The following is a 22,196-nucleotide window of genomic DNA, read 5'->3' on the forward strand; positions in this document are numbered from 1 at the left end:
AATGAATGATTTTAGTATGGTAGGAATTGCAGCAATTGTCGTCGGTGTTATCGCCTTGGCTTTCGCAGGGCTGAAGTACACAAGTATTACAAAAAAAGACGAAGGCAACGAACGAATGCGGGAAATTTCAAAATATATCCAAGAAGGTGCTATGACCTATCTTACCCGCCAATATAAATCATTATTGATTTTTGTTGTTGCTGTAGCAATATTATTAGCAGTATTTATCAGTTTATATATGGCAATTTGTTTTATTATTGGTGCTATATTTTCTGTATTAGCCGGATATTTCGGCATGCAGGCGGCTACAAAGGCAAATGTCAGAACTACAGAAGCCGCAAGATCTTCTGGAATGGGCAAGGCTTTAGACATTGCGTTTTCAGGCGGTACTGTTATGGGGATGAGTGTTGTCGGGCTGGGAATTATAGGAATTACCGGAGTATATCTTATTTTCAAAGATCCTGCAATCGTTACAGGATTTAGTTTCGGGGCTTCATCTATAGCGTTGTTTGCCAGAGTCGGCGGCGGTATCTATACAAAAGCAGCTGACGTAGGTGCGGATTTAGTAGGGAAAGTCGAAGCGGGTATACCAGAAGACGATCCTAGAAACCCTGCTGTTATCGCTGATAACGTTGGAGATAATGTAGGGGATGTTGCCGGAATGGGTGCGGATTTATTCGAATCCTATGTTGGAGCGATTCTTTCAGGAATTACTTTAGGGGTGATCGCATATGGCAACAATGGAGTTTATTTCTCTATTGCAATAGCTGCCATAGGTGTAATCGCATCTATTTTAGGAGTATTCACGGTTAAAGGAGACAAGGATCCTCAAAAAGCGTTAAATAGAGGTACCTATGCAAGTTCCATTTTAACAATTATAGGAAGCTACTTCCTTTCTGTTATGATATTAGGAAATATGAGACCCTTTATCGGTGTAATAACAGGCGTTGTTGTCGGTTTGTTAATTTCATTTTTCACAGAGTATTATACTTCAGGAGATAAAAAAGAAGTTCAGAAAGTGGCAGAAGAATCTCAAACAGGAAGTTCAACAAATATTATCCAAGGACTTGCTGTAGGAATGAAGTCGACAGCAGCACCTTTGATTATCATTGCAATCGGTATAATTATCGCATTTACATCAAACAACGGTGCATTAAACCAGCGTGAAGGATTGTTTGGTATAGCAGTTGCAGCGATTGGGATGCTTGCAACATGCGGTATGACGATTGCAGTTGATGCGTATGGTCCGATAGCTGACAACGCTGGCGGTATTGCTGAGATGTCAAATTTAGATGAAAGTGTTCGCGATATTACAGACAAACTGGATGCAGTAGGAAACACAACTGCAGCGATCGGCAAAGGTTTTGCAATAGGTTCTGCAGCCTTAACAGCACTATCCTTATTTGCTTCTTATACTGAAGTAGTACAGCTTACAGCGATTAATATTGGACAGCCCCAGGTAATGGCCGGAATGTTTATCGGCGGAATGCTTCCATTTTTATTCTCTGCATTGACTATGGAAGCTGTTGGAACAGCGGCAAATGAAATGATTCAGGAAGTAAGAAGACAGTTTAAAGAGAATCCAGAGATAATGGCGGGTACTATGATTCCCGATTATGCAAAATGTGTAGATATTTCTACTTCTGCTTCTTTGAAACAAATGATTCTTCCTGGAGTTATTGCAGTAGTTACTCCTGTTTTAGTCGGATTCCTATTAGGGGCAGAAGCATTAGGAGGCCTGTTAGGAGGAGCTTTAGTTACAGGCGTGCTGATGGCAATCTTTATGTCGAACTCAGGCGGAGCATGGGATAACGCTAAAAAGCATATAGAAGATGGAAATTTCGGTGGAAAAGGTTCAGAAGCCCATAAAGCGGCAGTCGTAGGAGATACAGTAGGGGATCCGTTTAAGGATACATCAGGTCCTTCTTTAAATATTTTGATAAAATTAATGACTGTAGTTTCTCTTGTGTTTGCACCATTGATTCTTCAGCTTGGAGGAATCTTATTCTAAAGAATTTAATGTAATAAAAAAGACTTTTCAAAGCGCATCTGTTTTGGAGAGTCTTTTTTTTGTTTTGAAGTCGAAAAGGATTCTGGTCAGCTGGAGATCTTATATGATATTATAAGAGTAGTTTTATTTTATTAAGGAGGAAATTATGGATCCAGATCCCAGTTATATTTCACAAATTTTAATCGTTTTATTTTTAATTATTGCACATGGTTTTTTTGCTTCGGGAGAGCTTCTTGTTGTTTCTAAAAATAAAAGAAAATATCATCATAATAGCGAAAAAAACAATAGCCGAAACTCTAAAAAACTGACTCAAATGGTTTCTGAACCGTCGAAAGCTATCGCAAGTATGGAAGCAGGTATGATCCTAACAGAATTCTTAGCAGCCTGTGCTTCTTTTGTTTATTTTTATCCTTTGTGGAGAGATTATCTCTTGTCATGGAATATTCCATATCCCTCGGTGATCGCATTTATTACTGTTATATTTGTGCTGGCTTTTTTAATGGTGATCTTCGGAGTCTATGTTCCTAAAAGAATTGCGATGCATTATTCAGAGAGTTTTGCATCAGTGGCTGCCTTTCCTCTTCTTCTATTTATAAAAATCATGAAGCCTTTTGTAATCGTAACGCAAAAAATTACGATACTCTTAAGCAATATACTTGGTATTTCAGGTACAAAGATGGAAGAACGTATCACGATGGAAGAAATAAGAACGATTGTTGATGTGGGTCAGGAGCAGGGAGTTATCAATAGCTTGGAAAAAGAAATGATTAATTCAGTGATCAATTTTGACAACAAATATGCAGAAGATATTATGACCGCACGGACAGAAGTATTTATGATCGATGTGGAAAGTCCTATAGAAGAATATGTAGGGGAAATGCTAGAATTAAGATATTCACGTATCCCTGTATATGAAGGGGACATTGACAACATAATCGGACTTCTTTACGTAAAAGATTATCTGCTTCATGCTTATCAGTACGGCTTTACTAAAGTGAATCTTCGAAAACTGATTCGTCCGGCTTATTTTATACCGGAGAGAAAAGGGATAGATGAATTATTTTTAGAACTTCAAGAAACAAGGAAGCATATGGCGGTGCTTATCGACGAATACGGAGGATTTTCCGGGGTTGTTACAATGGAGGATATTTTAGAGGAAATCGTAGGCGATATCGATGATGAATACGATCACGATGAGCCGGATATCCGTATTATAGATTCGAAAAATTTCTACGCAAGGGGTTCTGTCTCTATAAAGGAAATTAATTCAAAATTAGGAACGGATTTCGATGAAAATTCAGACGATTTTGATACTTTAGGCGGATTATTGATTACAGAAATGGGTTATATTCCCGAAGAAGAGGAACATAAAACAATAGAAATTATGAATGCACGTTTTTTTATCCATAGAATAGAAGACAAGCGGATTATGACTGTCCGTATAGAGCTGCTGGATGAAGAAAATACAGACGAAGAAAATGAAAGCAGGGAGGAATCAGATTGATCATCATTAAGACAGAGGAAGAAATCGAAAAAATGGATCGGGCTGGAGATATTGTTTCCGGTATGCATGAGGCGTTAAGAGATTTTATCGAGGTTGGGAAAACTACAAAGGAAATCAATGATTTCTGCGAAGAATATATAAGAAGCCATGGAGGGATTCCTTCTCAGATAAATTATCAGGGCTATCCTTATGCTACCTGTACTTCAGTGAATGACGAGATCTGCCATGGGTTCCCTACGGATTATAAACTGCAGAATCATGATATTATTACAGTAGATACTGTTGTTGAATTAGACGGTTTTCTAGCAGACTCCGCATGGAGCTATCAAGTAGGAGAGCCTACCGAATTAACAAAAAAACTTATGGATGTAACAAAAGAAGCTTTATATATCGGTATCGAACAGGCAGTCGTTGGAAACAGACTTGGAGATATCGGTTTTGCTATTCAAGATTTTGTAGAATCTCAGGGATTTTCAGTCGTAAGAGATTTTACGGGCCATGGTATCGGCAAAGAGATGCACGAGGATCCTATGGTTCTTCATTATGGAAAAGCAGGAAGAGGACAGCGTTTGATAGAAGGAATGGTTCTGACCATAGAACCTATGGTGAATACTGGAAAGTGGAACAGCAAACTGGATTCTAATGGTTGGACAGCCCGTACTGTGGATAAAGGTTTATCCTGCCAGTACGAGCATACTCTAGCGATTACAAAAGACGGTCCAAGGATTTTAACGCTGCAAAAAGACTAATCTTTTATAATTATGGGGATTTGGCGAAAATAATCTCCAAAATTATCCTTGGAAAAATAATATAGATTGCAGCTGTCAACCTCTTTATCAAATTGTTTTTTTCCGAAATCGGATAAAGCATTATATTGTTTATATTGGGTCAAGAAGATCATGTCGCTTTCGTTTTTCGAAGAGTGAAGAAAATCTTGGCCTTTTTTATTGAAACCGAGCACCCGCACCCATTCAGGTATTTCTCTTATAGATTGATCGATGAATACTTTTTTGTTATCCAAAAGCATATTGATTATAAATCTTTGGATTCTGTTTTTGCGATATCTTGATGTTGTGCTGTTTTCAATAAACTCATCATAAGAGGATGATTTCATGAGATTTTTTCGAAGATGACCGCTCAAACCTTGTTCAAAGCCTGTTATAGTTTCAAGAGGGATGCTTTCGATGATCAGTTTATACTTTATTAAATCAAAAAGTGTATTTTTATCGATAAAACGGCTTTGGATTAGACCGGAGTAGCTTTCTTTCGGAAGTATATTTTTCACTTTTCCGGGCGCTTCTTTGAAATGCTTTCGAATAGCTGTGGCACTGGGAAGTTTTTCTTCCAGTATTTCAGTATCGTTATAACGTTGGCCTGATCTCTTAATACTAATCGCAGAAATAGAGGATTTTAATTTAATCAGAGATTTTATATATTCCAAAGCGAGTATATTATTGGATTGAAAAAGATCTTGTGAGATTTTCATATCATTTTCATCGGCAATAGCACAGCAGGCTTTAATCAACCCTTGATTAAAATTCAAACCTTCTTTCATAAATTCTATTCTCTTTTCGTCAATAGATAGCCCATTATCCATTTGGAATCGGGCGAAATTATAGAGCTCAGAATAATCCGATTCAGCTCCAAATACAAGGTGGTCAATATGTTTAAACCGATTTAAAATAGAGACAGCACCATAAGCAAAATGTTCAGCGGACTGGAGACTATAAATCGAAGGCAGTGCAAGAACAAGATCTGCGCCGTTTTTTAAGGCTGAGGCTGTTTTAAATTTCGGGTCGAGATATGAGGGTTCTCCGCGCTGGACAAAAAAAGTTGATATAATAACAATTATAACCGCTTTCGGATCCATTTTTCTGATCATGTTTATTTGATACAAGTGGCCGAAATGAAATGGGTTATATTCAGCAATAATAGCATAGTTTTTCATAAAAACCTCCTTAATTCTTGTTCTATTATACACAATTAAGGAGAAGCAGTATATTTCAGGGGGGATCATATGGATATTCGTTTTACCGATAAAAATATTTTTGAAGCAGAGGCGCAAAGTATTGTGTTTTTTACAGATCATTCATTATTAGGAAACAAGACTACAAGCTTGATTGAAAGAGCAGGAGAAAGAATAATAGAACCGCTGATTAAACAATCTGGATGCGCTACAGGAGAAGTTAAAATCGTTCCTGGTTTTGATTTGTACTCAAATTATGTTTTGCTATCTGTCCTTCCGACAAGAGATCATCCTCTTGCTGAAAAAATATTTGAAGATATGTTATTTCAAATATTTAACATTCTCGCAGAGTATAATATTCACTCTGCAGCTATTGATTTATTTTATATTCAGAAGGTTTTTGATCAGGAGTATGTAGCCCTTTTAAACGATGTAGTAAAGAAAAACAGAAGAGAAAACACGGATGTTTTATTGTATCTATGCAAGGGAGAATTCGTTGACAACAGGCTTTGATTGCTTTATTATAGAGTAAGACGTTAGAAAGGACGTGTTTAAAATTTTCCCACAAACTCATAAAATTATAGCAAGCGAAATAAATAAAAACATAAAAAATGAGCATCATATTGTATTAGATGAAAAGGTGATACGAAAAAGTTCTGTGATTCCCGATTTTTCACTTAAATACAAATTAATCCGCCATTACCAAGATGAAAGTTTAGATTTTATTGCTAGTGAGATTGTCAACTTGATTTACATTTCCAAATTTTTAAATTATACTGCTTTGGACCGAATTAACAGAAAATTATTAAGCACAAAAATTGGTGTTATCAGCCACTATCTTTCTGACTATGTATGTCTTCCTCATAGAGAAAGATGGACGTTTAAAGACTCTATGAGTCAGCATGTCCGATATGAAAGTCAATTGGGAAAAGTTGCATTAAATCATGAGTTTAATAAAAATATTTTAACAGTAGAGGATATGGATCCATTCCATGGAAAATCAATCAATCTAAAAAAAATGGTTAAATCTTATATTGAACAAGTAGTTGAAGAATATTCTATTAAGAGAGACTATCAAAGAGATTTAGATTTTGCCTTATCCTTGAATATAAAAATAACAAACTTCATTATTGAAGTTGTGTTAGAAATGAACAAACAAGAAAGCTTGGCGAAATCCTTAGTATTTTAATCGCTGAGTGCAGCGAATAGATATTGAAGGAGTCCGCAATGACTGCATCTGAATACACGGATATAGAAATAAAAAAAGAATTAGAGGCACGTTTTCTATATCATGACGATGTAGATGCTATGGATCTTTTATTATCCATTATCGATCATAATCAAAATTGCAATACGCTTAAACCGAAATATGTCTGTACCGATCGTGTCCGAACGAGTCTAAGGAGAATGCTGTACTATAGAGAGGACAGAGAACTTATAATCTCGGCTGTACTGCAGGGAGTGCATAATGATATCAATCGTATGGAATTATCTTTGTACTTGGATTACTATACGGAAGGATATAATTATAAGGAAGGCGTAGATCTTTTGGAGAGAGAAGTTCTAAAACGCTATTCTGCGGCATCCTTAGCAGATAAAGGCAAACTGTATCATGAAACCAATGATCTAAAAATGCGGAAGCTTAAAAAAGAAATTTTAAAAAATTTTAGCGACAGCAATACAGCCTATTATACGTTGAGATTAATTGAGAATTATTGTGAAAAAACCATGAAGCCTAAGATTATGCAGCTTAATAAATCGATGAATAAACAGCTTCGGTTTTATTATGACAGTAATAAAATCTATATTCACGACGAAGTGTTTTTATCGAAAAAACTTTTAAATAAAATGTACCGAAGAGTTTTGTCCACATTTACTAATGTTTTATTAAGAACAGCAGCAAATGCTGTATGGTATGGTGTAAATGACAGAGTTTTAGAGCGCTATAAATAAAGCATCGTTTTATACGGTGCTTTTTTTGTGCAAATAAATATTGAAAAATACGCTTTCCTAAATTTAAAAATTAGGAGTGTTTTGCCCTGGATTGAAGAAATCGCTGAATAAGCAAATTTTTTTTGCCTAATCATTTAATTTATACTATAATAATAGTAGTAAAATTTATTTTGGGAAAACGAATTTTACAATTGATTAATGAATTTTAATTATGAAAGGATGATTAGAAATGGGAGATTTTAAAAGCGATATCGAGATTGCTCAAGCTACCGAGCTGTGGCCGATAGAAAAAGTTGCTGAAAAGATTGGCATATCAGCAGACGAACTTGATTTTTATGGTAAATACAAAGCTAAGGTAGACTACAATGAATTAGGTGCAAACAGAGAAGACAAAGCGAAATTAGTTCTTGTTACTGCGATCAACCCTACACCAGCAGGTGAAGGAAAAACAACTACAGTTGTAGGTTTAGGAGATGCATTAAACAAAATCGGCAAAAAAACGATTTTAGCATTGAGAGAACCATCTTTAGGACCGGTATTCGGAGTTAAAGGGGGAGCTGCTGGCGGCGGTTATGCCCAAGTAATTCCAATGGAAGATATTAACCTTCACTTTACAGGGGACTTCCATGCAATTGGAGCTGCAAACAACTTATTAGCAGCACTTATTGACAACCATATCCAACAAGGAAATGCTTTAGGTATTGATAATAGAAAAATCACTTGGAAACGCTGCGTTGATATGAACGACCGTCAATTAAGAAGCATTGTTTGCGGTCTTGGCGGAAGAGGCAACGGAGTACCAAGAGAAGATGGATTTGATATTACTGTAGCATCAGAAATTATGGCTATTCTTTGTCTTTCTACAGGAATAGAAGATTTAAAACAAAGACTTTCTGATATTATCATCGGTTATACTCGCGACGATCAACCCATTACAGCAGGCCAATTAAACGGACAAGGCGCTATGGCTGCTCTTCTTAAAGAAGCTATCAAGCCAAACTTAGTTCAAACATTAGAACACAACCCTGCATTTATCCACGGTGGACCATTCGCGAATATTGCACATGGCTGTAACTCTGTTATGGCTACAAAACTTGCGATGAAATTCGGTGATTTCGTAGTTACAGAAGCAGGATTCGGTGCTGACCTTGGAGCAGAAAAATTCTTAGATATCAAGTGTAGAATGGCAGACCTTAAACCATCTGCAGTTGTTATCGTAGCTACAATCAAAGCTCTTAAGATGCACGGCGGTGTTGATAAGAAAGATTTAGGACCTGAAAATCTTGAAGCATTAGAAAAAGGACTTCCAAACTTATTAAAACATATCGAAAATATCACAAAGAACTTCGGTTTGCCAGCAGTTGTTGCTATCAATAAATTCCCTACAGATTCAGATGCTGAGTTAAAATTAGTAGAAGATAAATGTAAAGAATTAGGCGTTAATGTTGCTTTATCTGATGTATGGGCAAATGGAGGCGCTGGTGGAGAAGAATTAGCAAAAGAAGTTGTTCGTCTATGCGACGAAGAAAACAGCTTTGATCAATTATATCCGCTTGATATGTCTATCAAAGATAAACTTAACGAAATTGTTACAAAAGTTTATGGCGGAGACGGAGTTGAATATTCTCCAAAAGCAAACAAAGAAATTGCAAAACTGGAAAAACTTGGTTTCGGCAATGTACCTATTTGTATGGCTAAAACTCAATATTCATTATCTGATGATCCTTCCCTATTAGGAAGACCAGAAGGTTTCAAAGTTACAATCCGCGATATCAAAATTTCTGCAGGTGCTCGTTTCATCGTAGCATTAACTGGAGAAGTAATGACAATGCCAGGATTGCCAAAAGTTCCATCTGCTGAAAAGATTGATTTATTAGAAGATGGTACAATCACTGGTTTATTCTAAGAAATTAAATATCAATAAGACTATCCATCTAGGGTAGTCTTATTTTTTATTTATCAGGAGGATATATGGATAGAAATCCAGTTAAAAGTTTAGAACTTTTAAAAAAATATAATAAAGAGCCCTTTCATATCAAGCATGCTATTACAGTAGATGAAGTCATGAAATATTTTGCTGAAAAACATGGTGAAGATGAAGTTTTTTGGGGGAATGTTGGACTTCTTCACGATATAGATTTTGAAGAGTATCCCGAAGAGCACTGCTCGAAAGCGGCTGCGATTTTAAAAGAGGAAGGCTACAGCGAAGATTTTATTCGTGCTGTGACAAGCCACGGCTACGGTATTGCTTCCGACACAAAACCGGAGCATTTTATGGAAAAGGTTCTCTTTGCAGTAGATGAACTGACAGGTTTAATCGGTGCAGCAGCATTAATGCGTCCTTCTAAAAGTTTTCAAGATATGGAGATTAAATCTGTAAAAAAGAAATTCAAAGATAAGAAATTTGCTGCCGGATGTTCAAGAGAGGTAATTTCAGAAGGGGCAGATCGGCTAAACTGGTCTTTAGAGGAGCTAATGAAAGAGACATTGGAAGCGTTAAAAGTTTCTGAAAGTAACATCGATCATAGACTAAAAGCGGCGTTTACATTATAGTTCTAATATCGTTTAAACTTTGACAAATACCTGTTTTTAAGCCATTAATAAATTGACAAAACAGGTATTGTTCTATATTATTATATAAGGGGTATGTTCCATATTTGGAACATCTATTTATTGATTTAAGGAGGTCAGTATGGAGTTTAAATTTGATTATGATGAAAATAAAGAAAAGTTAGAAAAACTAGAAGACGTGATTAAAGCCAACAGAGATAAAAGAGGTGCTTTAATGACTGTTCTTCACCAAGCCCAGCATTTATTCGGCTATCTTCCACTTGAGGTTCAGGAAATCATTTCCAGTAAAATGTTTATTCCTTTATCTGAAATTTATGGGGTAGTAACATTCTATTCTCAGTTTTCCCTAACACCCAAAGGAAAATATGAAATCGGGGTATGCGAAGGTACAGCCTGTTATGTAAAAGGTTCTCAAGCGATTAAGGAAAAGGTTATGGAATCCTTAAATATCGCTGTAGGAGAAACTACACCTGATTTGAATTTCTCTATGCAAGCTACGAGATGTATCGGGGCCTGCGGTCTTGCACCTGTTATGACTATTGGCGGCGATGTGTACGGAAAGCTTAAAGCGAATGATATAGAAGAAATTTTAGAAAAATACAGAAGTAAATAATCAGGGGGCTAAAATGATAAGTTTAGATGGTTTAAATAAAATCCAACAGGAAACTCTTCCAAAGATGGTCTATCGTAAGGAAGAATGGGAAGGTATTGAAAGTACATATAAAAAGCAGGTTTTGATTTGCGGCGACACTGGTTGTAAATCTTCCCGTTCCGACGTAGTGGAAGAGGAAATTCGTGCGGTAATAGAAGAAAAAGGCGAAACAGATAATATAGATGTTGTAAGAGTAGGGTGCTTTGGTCTTTGCGAAGCGGGTCCTATCGCTATCGTATACCCAGGTGGAAAATTCTATGCTCGTTTGCAAGAAGGGGACGGCAAAAGAATCGCTGAAGAAGATCTTTTAGGCGACAATACAATAGAAGAATTAATCTATGAAGAGTCTTTAACAACGGATCAGATGAAATCCATTTATGAAGTTTCTTTCTACGGCAAACAATACAAGATTGCTCATAGAAACTGCGGTTTGATCAATCCGGAGAGTTTAAATGAGTATATCGCTGTAGATGGATATAAGGGTTTAAACAAAGCTGTAACAGAAATGACTCCTCAAGATGTAGTAGATGAGATTAAAAAATCAGGTCTTCGCGGAAGAGGGGGCGGCGGTTTCCCAACAGGATTAAAATGGGAATTTACTGCAAATGCCCAAGGTGATCAAAAATACGTTATTTGTAATGCGGATGAGGGAGATCCAGGGGCATTTATGGACCGTTCTATCTTAGAAGGGGATCCTCATTCAGTGTTGGAATCTATGGCGATAGCAGGATATGCAATTGGGGCGAATCAAGGTTATATCTACATCCGTGCTGAGTATCCATCAGCAGTTGCGAGACTTGAAAAATCGATCGAAGAAGCAAAAGAGCTTGGAGTTTTAGGAAATAATATTTTCGGAACAGAGTTTTCTTTTGATATTGAATTAAGACTAGGTGCGGGAGCATTTGTCTGCGGGGAAGAGATGGCTTTAATAGAATCTATTGAAGGAAAAAGAGGTATCCCTCGGAACAAACCGCCATTCCCTGCAAATGAAGGACTTTGGGGAAAACCGACATTAATTAATAACGTAGAAACATTCGCAAATATCTGGAAAATCATTTACCAAGGAGCGGACTGGTTCTCTTCTATCGGAACAGAAAAATCTAAAGGGACAAAATTGTTTACATTAGCTGGTGATATCGTACGTACTGGTATTATCGAAGTTCCAATGGGTCTTACATTAAGGGAGATTGTATACGATGTAGGAGGCGGAATACCTAACGATAAACCTTTCAAGGCTGTTCAAACAGGAGGACCTTCAGGAGGATGTATTCCTGCAGAGTATCTAGATACGCCAATCGATTACGATAACCTTGCAGCTCTAGGATCTATTATGGGATCCGGCGGAATGATCGTAATGGATGAAAATACTTGTATGGTCGATATTGCTCGATTCTATTTAGAGTTTACTGTAGAAGAGTCCTGCGGAAAATGTACTCCTTGTAGAGAAGGAACGAAGAGAATGCTTGAAATGCTTGAAAAAATCACTTCAGGCAATGGTACATTAGAAGATATCGATGCTCTAGAAAACTTGGGACAAGTGATCAAGATTTCAAGTCTTTGTGGTTTAGGACAATCTGCACCAAACCCTGTACTTTCTACAATTCATTATTTCAGAGACGAGTACGAAGCTCATGTTGTGGATAAAAAATGTCCAGCAGGACAATGCCAAGATCTTTTAGAATACTATATTACAGATGCTTGTATCGGTTGTACTAAATGTGCGAAAAACTGTCCTGTAAGCTGTATCGATGGAAAAGTGAAAGAAAGACATGTTATTCGAACAGAAGAATGTATAAAATGCGGCAACTGTATGGAAGTTTGTCCAGTAGCAGCGGTTATCAAACGATAGGAGGCTTTTATGGCAACTGTTTCATTAACAATTGATGGAATGGCGGTAAAAGTTCCTCAAGGAACGACTATTTTAGAAGCCGCCAAAAAAATAAAAATTGAAATACCTGCATTGTGCTACGATAAAAATTTAGATATCGTTTCTGCCTGCAGACTTTGTTTGGTAGAGATAGAAGGGATGCCTAAATTAATGACATCTTGTTCTACACCGGTATCAGAAGGTATGGTAGTTTTTACAGAATCAGAAAAAGTAATTGAAGTTAGAAGAACTATTTTACAGCTGCTGTTAGACAATCATCCCAATGATTGTTTAACATGCCAAAAAGCTGGAGAATGTCTGCTACAAAAATATTCTTTTAAATACGATGTTCAGTTTAGAGATCATAACGGTGCAAGACGAGGACAAGAATACGCTTCTTGGACAGATACCTCAAGCCCATATGTATTCAGAGACGAGTCAAAATGTATCCTATGCGGAAAATGCGTTCGAACCTGTGCAGAAGTGGAAACAAGAAATGTTCTTACATTTGCAGACAGAGGATTTGAAACAACAATTGCTGCGGACGGAGATCAGTCTATGGAAGAATCTACATGCGTTTCCTGCAACCGTTGTGTTGTAGCCTGTCCTGTAGGTGCTCTTATGGACGGACGAACAGTAGGAATGCCTCGTGTATGGGAGACAACTTCCAAAACTGTAAAATGCAAACAGTGCGATTTCGGATGCAATATGTCCGTGTTCTATAAAAATAATAAAGTGGTCGGAGTAAGAGCGAAAGATGCTGCGATGGGACGGCCTTTATGTTTAAAGGGCAGACTTCGTACAGAGCTGGAATATAAAAGTATGCCTGCTGCACCTTTTGTTAAAGTGGAAACACCAGAAGGAAGACGTTTTGTGGAAACAACTTGGGTAGAAGCTTTAGAACTGGATAATATATTAGACAAAATAGAAAATAAATAGGAGATATTTATGAATAGAGAAGAACTGAAAGCAATTATTGAATTTGCAGTAAACTCAGAAGAGGAATCCAATGCGTTTTACTTAGAAGCAAAATCTAAAGTTGAAGATTCTGCGCTAAAAGATCTTTTTCAAGATCTTGCAGACGAGGAATTAGAGCATAAAAAGTTCTTAAGAGACTTCTTAGAAACAGGAGCTGATACCATTCGTATTTCTCCATCTAGCGATTATAAACTAGCAGAAGCTATGGAAGCTCCTGAGTTAACTACAGATGTCACTTTCCCGGATGCGATTATGATAGCGATCAAAAATGAAGAAAGCGCTATGTATATGTATCAGGGTCTTGCAGATTCTTGTGAAGATGCGGAAGAAAGAGATATATTTATAGGTCTTAAAAATATGGAGCAAATGCATAAAACAAGATTAGAAGAGATCTATACAAACGTAGCTTATAGAGAAATCTGGTAAGCTTTTAGAAAGAGGAAGGAGAATAGAATGGTTAATTTAACCATAGATGGACAACTATTTTCGGTGGATAACGATAAAACCATCTTAGATGTCTGTCGTGAGAATAATATAGATATTCCTACTCTGTGTCATGATGAATCTTTGAAACCTTTTGGCGGCTGCAGATTATGTGTCGTTGAAGTCGAAGGACGCAGAAACTTAATGGCTTCTTGCAGTGTTAAAGTGGAAGAAGCCATGGTAATAAAAACAAGAACAGATAAAGTAATTAACGCTCGTAAGACAGTACTTGATTTAATGATATCGAATCACCCAATGGATTGCCTTACTTGTGATAAAGTAGGAGATTGCGGATTACAAAATTATTGTTATGAATATGATGTAATTGCAACTCATAAAGGGGAAAGAAAGCAATATCCTATTGAGGCGTTAAACCCTGTAATGATCCGAGATCAAAGCAAATGTATTCTTTGCGGAAAATGTGTAAGAGTCTGCGAAGAAGTACAAGTAACTCACGCTATAGATTTTATGGGCAGAGGATTCAACTCCAAGATCGGTGCTGGTTTTGATATGCCTTTAGATGATAAAAACTGCCGTCTTTGCGGACAATGTATTTCTATGTGTCCAACAGGAGCTATATTAAACAAAGATCTTGTAGGTTATAGACCTTGGGAAATCAAAAAAGTTAAAACAACCTGTCCTTTCTGTGGAGTAGGCTGTAATTTTGACTTAAATGTAGCAAGAGGAAAAGTAGTTGGTGTTACTCCCAATGAAGATTCTGTAGTAAATGGAAAATCTCTTTGTGTAAAAGGACGTTCTCATACAGACTTTATCTACAGCGAGGCTCGTATAAAAACACCTCTTATCAAAAAGAACGGGGAGTTTGTGGAAGCGACCTGGGATGAAGCGTTGTCAATGATAGCGGATAATTTTAATCGTATTAAAAAAGATCATGGTGCCGATGCTTTCGCAGGATTATCTTCTGCCAGAACCTGCAACGAAGACAACTTTGTTTTCCAAAAATTTATGAGAGTAGCATTGGGTACGAATAACGTAGACCATTGCGCACGAACCTGACACGCTCCCACTGTCGCAGGTCTTGCGACTACATTAGGTAGTGGAGCGATGACAAACTCGATCAATGAAATACTTGATGCAGAGTTGATGTTTGTTATCGGGTCAAATGCAACAGAAGCACATCCTATTTTAGGAAATAAGATGAAAGTTGCGAAAAAACATCGCGGAGCGAAACTTATTGTTATCGATCCAAGACAAACAGAACTTGCCCGAATGGCTGATCTATGGCTTCCTTTGAAAAACGGTACAGATGTTGCGTTAATCAATGGAATCATGAATATTATCATCCGCGAAGGATGGCAAGATCAGGAATTCATAGATAAAAGAGCAGAAGGCTATGATGAGTTAAAAGAATTAGTAGCGGAGTATACTCCTGAAAAAGTAGCAGAAATTACTGGTATCAGCGAAGAACTTCAGTACGAAGTTGCTAAAATGTATACGAGCTATGAAAAAGCAGGTATATTCTATACCTTAGGAATTACAGAACATACGACAGGTACTGAAAATGTAATGACATTATCCAACTTGGCTGTTTTAACAGGACATCTTGGAAAAGAAAGTGCCGGTATCAACCCTCTAAGAGGACAAAATAACGTACAAGGGGCATGTGATATGGGTGCATTGCCTAATTCCTACCCAGGATATGGTTCTGTAGCAAACGAAGAACAAGCGAAAATATTCGGTGAATTCTGGAATACAAAAATGTCAACAGAAATCGGATACAAAATACCGCAAATGTTTGATGCTGCAGTCGCAGGGGAATTAAAAGCTATGTATGTTATGGGTGAGGATCCAGTTCTAACAGATCCAAACGCAAATCATGTTAAGAAAGCTTTCGATAGTTTAGAGTTCTTAGTAGTACAGGATTTATTTATGACTCCTACAGCTAAATATGCAGATGTATTCTTACCAGCTTCCTGCTATGCAGAAAAAGAGGGTACCTTTACCAACTCTGAAAGACGTGTCCAAAGAGTTCGTAAAGCTGTTGATACACCAGGAGAAGCAAGAGTAGACTGGACTATTATTGCTGATATTGCAAAAGCTATGGGTATGACAGAACAGTTCCACTGGAGAACTTCAAGCGAAGTATTCGATGAAATTGCGAAAGTAACTCCTTCCTATAGAGGAATGTCTTTTGCAAGAATCGATAAAGACGGTTTACAGTGGCCATGTCCGACACCAGAGCATCCAGGGACTAAATTCCTTCATAAAGGTATTTTTGCCCGAGGAAAAGCAAAATTCATGCCTGCAACATATAAAGAGCCTAAAGAAATGCCGAATGAAAAATATCCATATATCTTGAATACTGGAAGAAACTTGTATCATTATAATATTACAACAAGATATTCCACACGTTTAAATGATATTCGTCCAGGGGAATTGATGGAAATCAATGCTGTGGATGCGGATAAGCTGGGATTAAAGGAATACGACTGTGTAAGGGTTACATCTAGAAGAGGTTCAATACGCTCTAGAATTACTATTACAGATAAAGTCCAGCCAGGTCAGACCTTTATGTCTCTGCATTTCAAAGAATCTCCAGTCAATGAATTAACATCTGAACATATGGATCCAATTACCATGACAGGAGAATATAAAGTAGCAGCTATTCAGATCGAAAAAATTGAGGATCAAAAAGATCTTCCAATACCACAATTTAGAAACATTCTAAATTCTGTGAAATTCGCTCCTGAAAATAAGAAAGAGAATATCAGAGAAAATATATTCTAAATACAGAGCCGAGGATATTACCTCGGCTTTTTTATTGCATTAATATGGAGGTGAAAATGGTAAATAATTTAAAATATTATTAAACTAAAAAGTTGGTTATATGGAAGTTTTCGCATACTAGACTTTTGAAAAGGGTGGTATTATTTTTGAATATAAGGAGTAGATATGAATTTTCGAGGCTTGTAATCATAAAATACAGCTACTTTTCTCTATGAAATATCGTAAAAAGAGGTGGTGAATTCTATTGGATTTCAAATTATAATGTCAGATTATGGACAATCCATATGCAATTATAATCTACTTGACTGTATAGGATTAACTTAATATGATTAATTGTAAGTATCCTATTCTCATCGGTATACTCGTACAAATATATCGAATTGTGTCTTTTGTTCGCAGTATAAGAGAGGAATACTTGTATCAATAAAAAACGGAAAAAATAGGGGGAAATATAGTGCTGACAATTACTATTGATCGAAATGAATATAGTTCAGATGGCAATAAAACGATTTTAGAAATATGCCGAGAGAACACGATATCGATACCGACTCTTTGCGAGGATGAATCTTTAAAGCCTTTCGGCGGCTGCAGATTATGCGTAGTAGAAGTTCAGGGTCGTAAAAATCTTATGGCCTCATGCAGTGTTAAAGCAGAAGAAGGAATGGTGATTAATACAAATAGTGAAAAGGTTACCAACGCTAGAAAGACGGTCTTAGATCTTCTTGTATCAAATCACCCTATGGACTGTTTAACCTGCAGTAAAGTAGGTCAATGCGATCTGCAGGAATATGCTTTTCAATATGGAGTTAATCCTTCTTTTGAAGGAGAAAAGAAAAACTATCCGAGAGAAAGTTTAAACCCGGTTATGATGAGAGATCAAAGCAAATGCATACTATGCGGTAAATATGTACGTGTATGCGAAGAAGTTCAAGTAACCCATGCTATATAGATTTTTCTGGAAGAGGGTTACATTCGAAAATTACAGCAGGTTTTGATTTACCTTTAGATGATAAAAACTGCCGTCTGTGTGGACAATGCATTTCAGTTTGCCCTACTGCTGCAATTATGGATAAGAATTTTATAGGAGTCAGACCTTGGGATGTGAAAAAAGTTAAAACTACATGCCCATTTTGCGGAGTCGGATGCAATTTTGATTTGAATGTAGTCAATGGGAAAGTTGTAGGGGTTACGCCAAATGAAACATCTATCGTAAATGGGAAATCTCTTTGTGTCAAAGGAAGGTCTCATACTGACTTTTTATATAGTGAAGACCGTATAACAACACCTTTAATCAAGATAAACGGAAAGTTTGAAGAAGCTTCTTGGGAGGAAGCTATTCAAAAAATTTCTGAAAATTTCTTAAAGATAAAAAAAGAATCCGGTTCAGATGCATTTGCAGGTTTATCGTCAGCCCGTGCCTGCAATGAAGATAATTATGTATTTCAAAAATTTTTCAGAGCTGTGTTGGGGACTCATAATATCGATCACTGTGCTAGAACATGTCATGCTCCTACAGTAGCGGGTCTTGCTGCTACATTGGGAAGCGGTGCGATGACAAACTCTATAAATGAAATATACGATAATGAAATGATGCTTGTAGTGGGATGCAATGCAACAGAAGCCCATCCTATTATCGGAAATAAAATGAAAGTTGCAAAGAAGCACAAAGGTGCAAAACTGGTCGTGGTAGATCCAAGAAAAACAGAACTTGCACGAATGGCGGATATTTGGCTGCCGCTAAAAAACGGAACAGATGTTGCTTTGTTTAACGGTATAATGCATACTATTATAAAAGAAGGTTGGGAAGATCAGGAATTTGTTCAAAGCCGTTCGGAAGGATTTGAAGAATTAAAAAAACTGGTAGAAGGTTATACTCCAGAAAGAGTTGCGGACATTACTGGAATTAGTCCAACACTGCAATATGAAGTAGCGAAAATGTACACAAGCTATGAGAAAGCAGGGATATTTCATACATTAGGAATTACAGAACACTCAAGCGGTACTGAAAATGTTATGACTTTATCCAATTTAGCAATTCTTACAGGACATTTAGGGAAAGAGGCAAGCGGGATCAATCCTCTAAGAGGTCAAAACAATGTACAAGGATCCTGCGATATGGGAGCGTTGCCAAATACATATCCAGGGTATGGTTCCGTAGCTGATGAAACTTGAGCTGATGAAACTTGGGCGAAGTTTTACAGTGAGCTGTGGAATACGGAACTCTCTACAAATATCGGATATAAAATTCCTGAAATGATGGATGCTTGTGTCGAGGGTGAAATTCGTTCGATGTATATTATGGGAGAAGACCCGATATTAACCGATCCGAATGCAAATCATATAAAGAAAGCATTGAATAATTTGGACTTTTTGGTAGTACAAGATTTGTTTTTAACTCCAACAGCAGAATTAGCAGATGTATTTTTACCCGCAGCCTGCTATGCCGAGAAGGATGGTACCTTTACGAATACAGAAAGAAGAGTTCAAAGGGTTAGAATAGCCTGCGATGCTCCTGGAGAGGCACGGGTGGATTGGGAAATTATTGCACAGATCGCTAGAGAAATGGGAATAAAGGAACAGTTTCATTGGGGAAATTCTTCGGAAGTCTTCGATGAAATCGCTCTAGCAACACCGTCTTACAGAGGTATGAGCTATGTACGGATCGATAAAGAAGGACTGCAGTGGCCTTGCCCGACTAAAGAGCATCCTGGAACAAAATTCGTTCATAAAGGGATTTTTGCAAGAGGTAAAGCTTTATTTATGCCTGCGGAATACAGAGAACCAGGCGAGCTTCCCTGTGAAGACTATCCATATTTATTGAATACGGGACGAATGCTCTATCATTATAATATTACGACGATACATTCAGAAACATTAAGCAGCATACGGCCTGGAGAGTTGATGGAAATTCATCCGAAGGATGCCAAGCTTCTTGGATTGAAACAGTATGACTGTGTTAAAGTAACCTCAAGAAGGGGATCTGTAAGCTCAAGAATTACTATTACCGATAAGGTACAACCTGGACAAACCTTTATGACTATTCATCATGCAACGACTCCTACGAACGAATTAACGACTGAATCAGTAGATAATATCACAATGACAGGGGAATACAAAATCTGCGCAGTTCAGATTGAGAAAATAGAAGATCAAAAAGACCTTCCGATTCCTCAATATCGAAATATCCTGCATTCTGTAAAATTTGCTCCTGAAAATAAAAGGGATAATATTAGAGAAAATATATTTTAGCTGAAAACCGAGAGAAAGCTCTCGGTTTTTTTGTTGAAAAAAGCACAAATGTTCTTTTTGTTTTACTTAAAGAATTCCTTATGATAAAATTTATAAGCGAGGTGCTTAAATGAGGATACTAGGAATTGATCCGGGTATAGCGATTGTAGGGTATGGAATAGTTGACATAAAAGGCAATTCTATCTCTATGGTGGAGTATGGATGTATTACAACTTCATCAAAATCCAGATTACCGGATCGACTTTTTTTTATAATGAATGAAATGACAGATATTATCAACGAATTTAAACCAGACGAGATGGCGATAGAGGAACTGTTTTTTAATAAAAATACGAAAACTGCCATTACAGTTGCGGAGGCTAGAGGTGTTGAGATTCTAGCCGCAAAACAATCAGGGCTTGAGATTTATGAATATACACCGCTTCAGATTAAACAGGCGGTTGTAGGATACGGCAGAGCTGAGAAACAGCAGGTTCAGGAGATGGTTAAAATACTCTTGAATTTGTCTGAAAGACCGAAGCCCGATGATGCTGCGGATGCGTTGGCAGTTGCTATATGCCACAGTTTAAGTCATAAATTCAAAGATCTTTATAAAATCTAATGGAGGATATTATTGATAGATTATATTTACGGTGAAGTTGCGGGAATATACGAAAACTATATCGTATTGGAAAATCAAGGATTAGGTTATCGCATATTTACTTCAAACACGACAAAGGACCGTCTTTTAGTCGGCGAGACGAGCAAGATCCACACTGAAATGATTGTTAGAGAAGATAGTTTATCATTATATGGTTTTGATACTATGGAGGAAATGGAGATGTTTCGTCTATTAATTACAGTAACCTCTATCGGTCCAAAAAATGCACTAGGCATACTTTCGTCTATGCATACAGAAATTATCAAGTACTGTATTGTAGAAAATGATATTGATAAATTAACTGAAGCTCCGGGTGTTGGAAAGAAAACAGCAGGTCGAATCGTTTTGGAATTAAAAGATAAAATAAAATCTTATGATATCGAAGAAGATGCAGGGATGCCGATAAAAAATGATGATTACGAATTTGCATTAGACGCATTAGTAAATCTTGGATATCAAAGAAATGAAGTAGTGAAATTCCTACAGAAAGAAGCGATACAGGATCTTCCGATAGACCAGATGATTAAGGAAGCGATGAAGGGCTTAGAACATAAGGAGTGATTTCTATGTTAGATGAAAATAATAGAGTAGTCGGACAGGCCTTTAATCAAGAAGACGAGGAAACTGAATATACTCTTCGTCCAAAATGGATGAATGAATATATCGGTCAGGATAAAGCAAAAAAGAATCTTGAGCTTTTTATTAAGGCTGCGAAACAAAGAGGAGAGCCTCTGGATCATGTTCTTCTCCACGGACCTCCGGGGCTAGGCAAAACGACCTTGGCAAATATTATCGCAAATGAAATGGGAGTAAATCTTCGAATAACAAGTGGCCCGGCTATAGAAAAACAAAGCGATTTGGCATCGATTTTAACAAATCTAGGAAGAGATGATGTGCTTTTTATCGATGAGATTCACCGAATGAACCGCAGTGTAGAAGAAATATTATATCCATCTATGGAAGATTTTTCTCTTGATATAATTATCGGGAAAGGGCCATCTGCGAGAAGTCTTCGTATCGACTTGGAGAAATTTACATTGATCGGTGCCACCACACGATCAGGCCAGCTGACGTCCCCCTTGAGAGACCGTTTTGGCGTTTTGTTAAAACTAGAACTTTATGATATAGAAAGCTTGAAAGAGATTATTCTAAGATCCAGCAAAGTGTTAAAGATTCCTACAGATGAAGAGGGTGCTTTAGAGATAGCAAAAAGGAGCCGGGGAACGCCAAGGATTGCAAACCGTCTTTTAAAAAGGGTTCGAGACTATGCGGAAATCGAAGGCAATGGAACAATTACGGGAAAATCAGCTATAGAAGGTTTAAATCTTCTTGAAGTTGACGAGATAGGCTTAGATCATGTAGATAGAAAGATACTTTCAACAATCATTTATAATTTTAACGGCGGTCCAGTAGGGGTCGATACGATTGCAGCATCTACGGGAGAAGAAAGAATCACGATAGAAGATGTATATGAACCTTATCTGCTTCAAATAGGCTATTTAAATCGTACGTCCAGAGGTAGAATAGTAACTCCGAAGGCTTATGAGCATTTAAATATAAAATATACAAAATAG

The 22,196-nt window shown here is 37.1% G+C and carries 16 protein-coding genes and 2 pseudogenes; 17 read left to right on the top strand and 1 reads right to left on the bottom strand.

Features of this window, described 5'->3' with window-relative positions:
- Position 1: 1 nt before the first annotated feature.
- From ACTQ46_RS00140 to map, 3 genes are all read left to right on the top strand, one after another.
- Positions 2–2,011, top strand: coding sequence for a sodium-translocating pyrophosphatase (locus ACTQ46_RS00140; RefSeq protein WP_441746455.1), 2,010 nt, complete (start codon positions 2–4; stop codon positions 2,009–2,011).
- Positions 2,012–2,156: 145 nt separating this feature from the next.
- Positions 2,157–3,515, top strand: coding sequence for a hemolysin family protein (locus ACTQ46_RS00145; protein ID WP_441746456.1), 1,359 nt, complete (start codon positions 2,157–2,159; stop codon positions 3,513–3,515).
- Positions 3,512–4,264, top strand: a complete 753-nt coding sequence (gene map, locus ACTQ46_RS00150; protein ID WP_441746458.1) for a type I methionyl aminopeptidase — start codon at positions 3,512–3,514, stop codon at positions 4,262–4,264. Before ACTQ46_RS00145 ends, map begins: the two co-directional genes overlap by 4 nt.
- Here the strand turns inward: map and ACTQ46_RS00155 are convergent.
- The gene (locus tag ACTQ46_RS00155; RefSeq protein ID WP_441746460.1) at positions 4,261–5,463 is read right to left on the bottom strand and encodes a tRNA(Met) cytidine acetate ligase; all 1,203 of its coding nucleotides are present in this window, start codon (positions 5,461–5,463) and stop codon (positions 4,261–4,263) included. The two genes, map and ACTQ46_RS00155, sit on opposite strands and share 4 nt — an antisense overlap.
- 69 nt (positions 5,464–5,532) lie before the next feature.
- On the opposite strand from ACTQ46_RS00155, the gene ACTQ46_RS00160 reads away from it, so the two are divergent.
- From ACTQ46_RS00160 to ruvB, 14 genes and pseudogenes are all read left to right on the top strand, one after another.
- On the top strand, positions 5,533–5,994 hold the full coding sequence (locus ACTQ46_RS00160) for a hypothetical protein (protein ID WP_441746462.1): 462 nt from the start codon (positions 5,533–5,535) through the stop codon (positions 5,992–5,994).
- Between the two features lie 34 nt (positions 5,995–6,028).
- Positions 6,029–6,670 (top strand): zinc dependent phospholipase C family protein, encoded by a 642-nt coding sequence (locus ACTQ46_RS00165; protein ID WP_441746464.1) that lies wholly within the window; start codon positions 6,029–6,031, stop codon positions 6,668–6,670.
- Positions 6,671–6,708: 38 nt separating this feature from the next.
- Positions 6,709–7,434 (top strand): hypothetical protein, encoded by a 726-nt coding sequence (locus ACTQ46_RS00170; protein ID WP_441746466.1) that lies wholly within the window; start codon positions 6,709–6,711, stop codon positions 7,432–7,434.
- Positions 7,435–7,663: 229 nt separating this feature from the next.
- A complete protein-coding gene (locus tag ACTQ46_RS00175; protein WP_441746468.1) occupies positions 7,664–9,340 on the top strand; it encodes a formate--tetrahydrofolate ligase in 1,677 nt (558 codons plus the stop codon).
- A 65-nt stretch (positions 9,341–9,405) separates the two neighbouring features.
- Positions 9,406–9,987 (top strand): HDIG domain-containing metalloprotein, encoded by a 582-nt coding sequence (locus ACTQ46_RS00180; RefSeq protein WP_441746470.1) that lies wholly within the window; start codon positions 9,406–9,408, stop codon positions 9,985–9,987.
- A 139-nt stretch (positions 9,988–10,126) separates the two neighbouring features.
- Complete coding sequence (locus ACTQ46_RS00185) at positions 10,127–10,618, top strand: NADH-quinone oxidoreductase subunit NuoE family protein (RefSeq protein ID WP_441746472.1); 492 nt, start codon at positions 10,127–10,129, stop codon at positions 10,616–10,618.
- Between the two features lie 13 nt (positions 10,619–10,631).
- Complete coding sequence (nuoF, locus tag ACTQ46_RS00190) at positions 10,632–12,506, top strand: NADH-quinone oxidoreductase subunit NuoF (protein ID WP_441746474.1); 1,875 nt, start codon at positions 10,632–10,634, stop codon at positions 12,504–12,506.
- A 9-nt stretch (positions 12,507–12,515) separates the two neighbouring features.
- Positions 12,516–13,463 carry a 2Fe-2S iron-sulfur cluster-binding protein gene (locus ACTQ46_RS00195; protein WP_441746475.1) on the top strand — a complete coding sequence of 316 codons (948 nt, stop codon included), beginning with the start codon at positions 12,516–12,518 and terminating at the stop codon, positions 13,461–13,463.
- A 9-nt stretch (positions 13,464–13,472) separates the two neighbouring features.
- The gene (locus tag ACTQ46_RS00200; protein ID WP_441746477.1) at positions 13,473–13,928 is read left to right on the top strand and encodes a ferritin family protein; all 456 of its coding nucleotides are present in this window, start codon (positions 13,473–13,475) and stop codon (positions 13,926–13,928) included.
- A gap of 27 nt (positions 13,929–13,955) precedes the next feature.
- Positions 13,956–16,631: pseudogene (gene fdhF, locus ACTQ46_RS00205) on the top strand (formate dehydrogenase subunit alpha); the annotation flags it as partial.
- Positions 16,632–17,187: 556 nt separating this feature from the next.
- Positions 17,188–19,880: pseudogene (fdhF, locus tag ACTQ46_RS00210) on the top strand (formate dehydrogenase subunit alpha); the annotation flags it as partial.
- A 211-nt stretch (positions 19,881–20,091) separates the two neighbouring features.
- The gene (ruvC, locus tag ACTQ46_RS00215; RefSeq protein ID WP_441746479.1) at positions 20,092–20,583 is read left to right on the top strand and encodes a crossover junction endodeoxyribonuclease RuvC; all 492 of its coding nucleotides are present in this window, start codon (positions 20,092–20,094) and stop codon (positions 20,581–20,583) included.
- Positions 20,584–20,595: 12 nt separating this feature from the next.
- Positions 20,596–21,183 (top strand): Holliday junction branch migration protein RuvA, encoded by a 588-nt coding sequence (gene ruvA, locus ACTQ46_RS00220; protein WP_441746481.1) that lies wholly within the window; start codon positions 20,596–20,598, stop codon positions 21,181–21,183.
- A 5-nt stretch (positions 21,184–21,188) separates the two neighbouring features.
- Positions 21,189–22,196: a Holliday junction branch migration DNA helicase RuvB gene (ruvB, locus tag ACTQ46_RS00225; protein WP_441746483.1), complete on the top strand. Its 1,008-nt coding sequence runs from the start codon at positions 21,189–21,191 to the stop codon at positions 22,194–22,196.

This window comes from Gallicola sp. Sow4_E12 (genome assembly GCF_052116305.1).
Lineage (GTDB): Bacteria > Bacillota > Clostridia > Tissierellales > Peptoniphilaceae > JBQKLI01.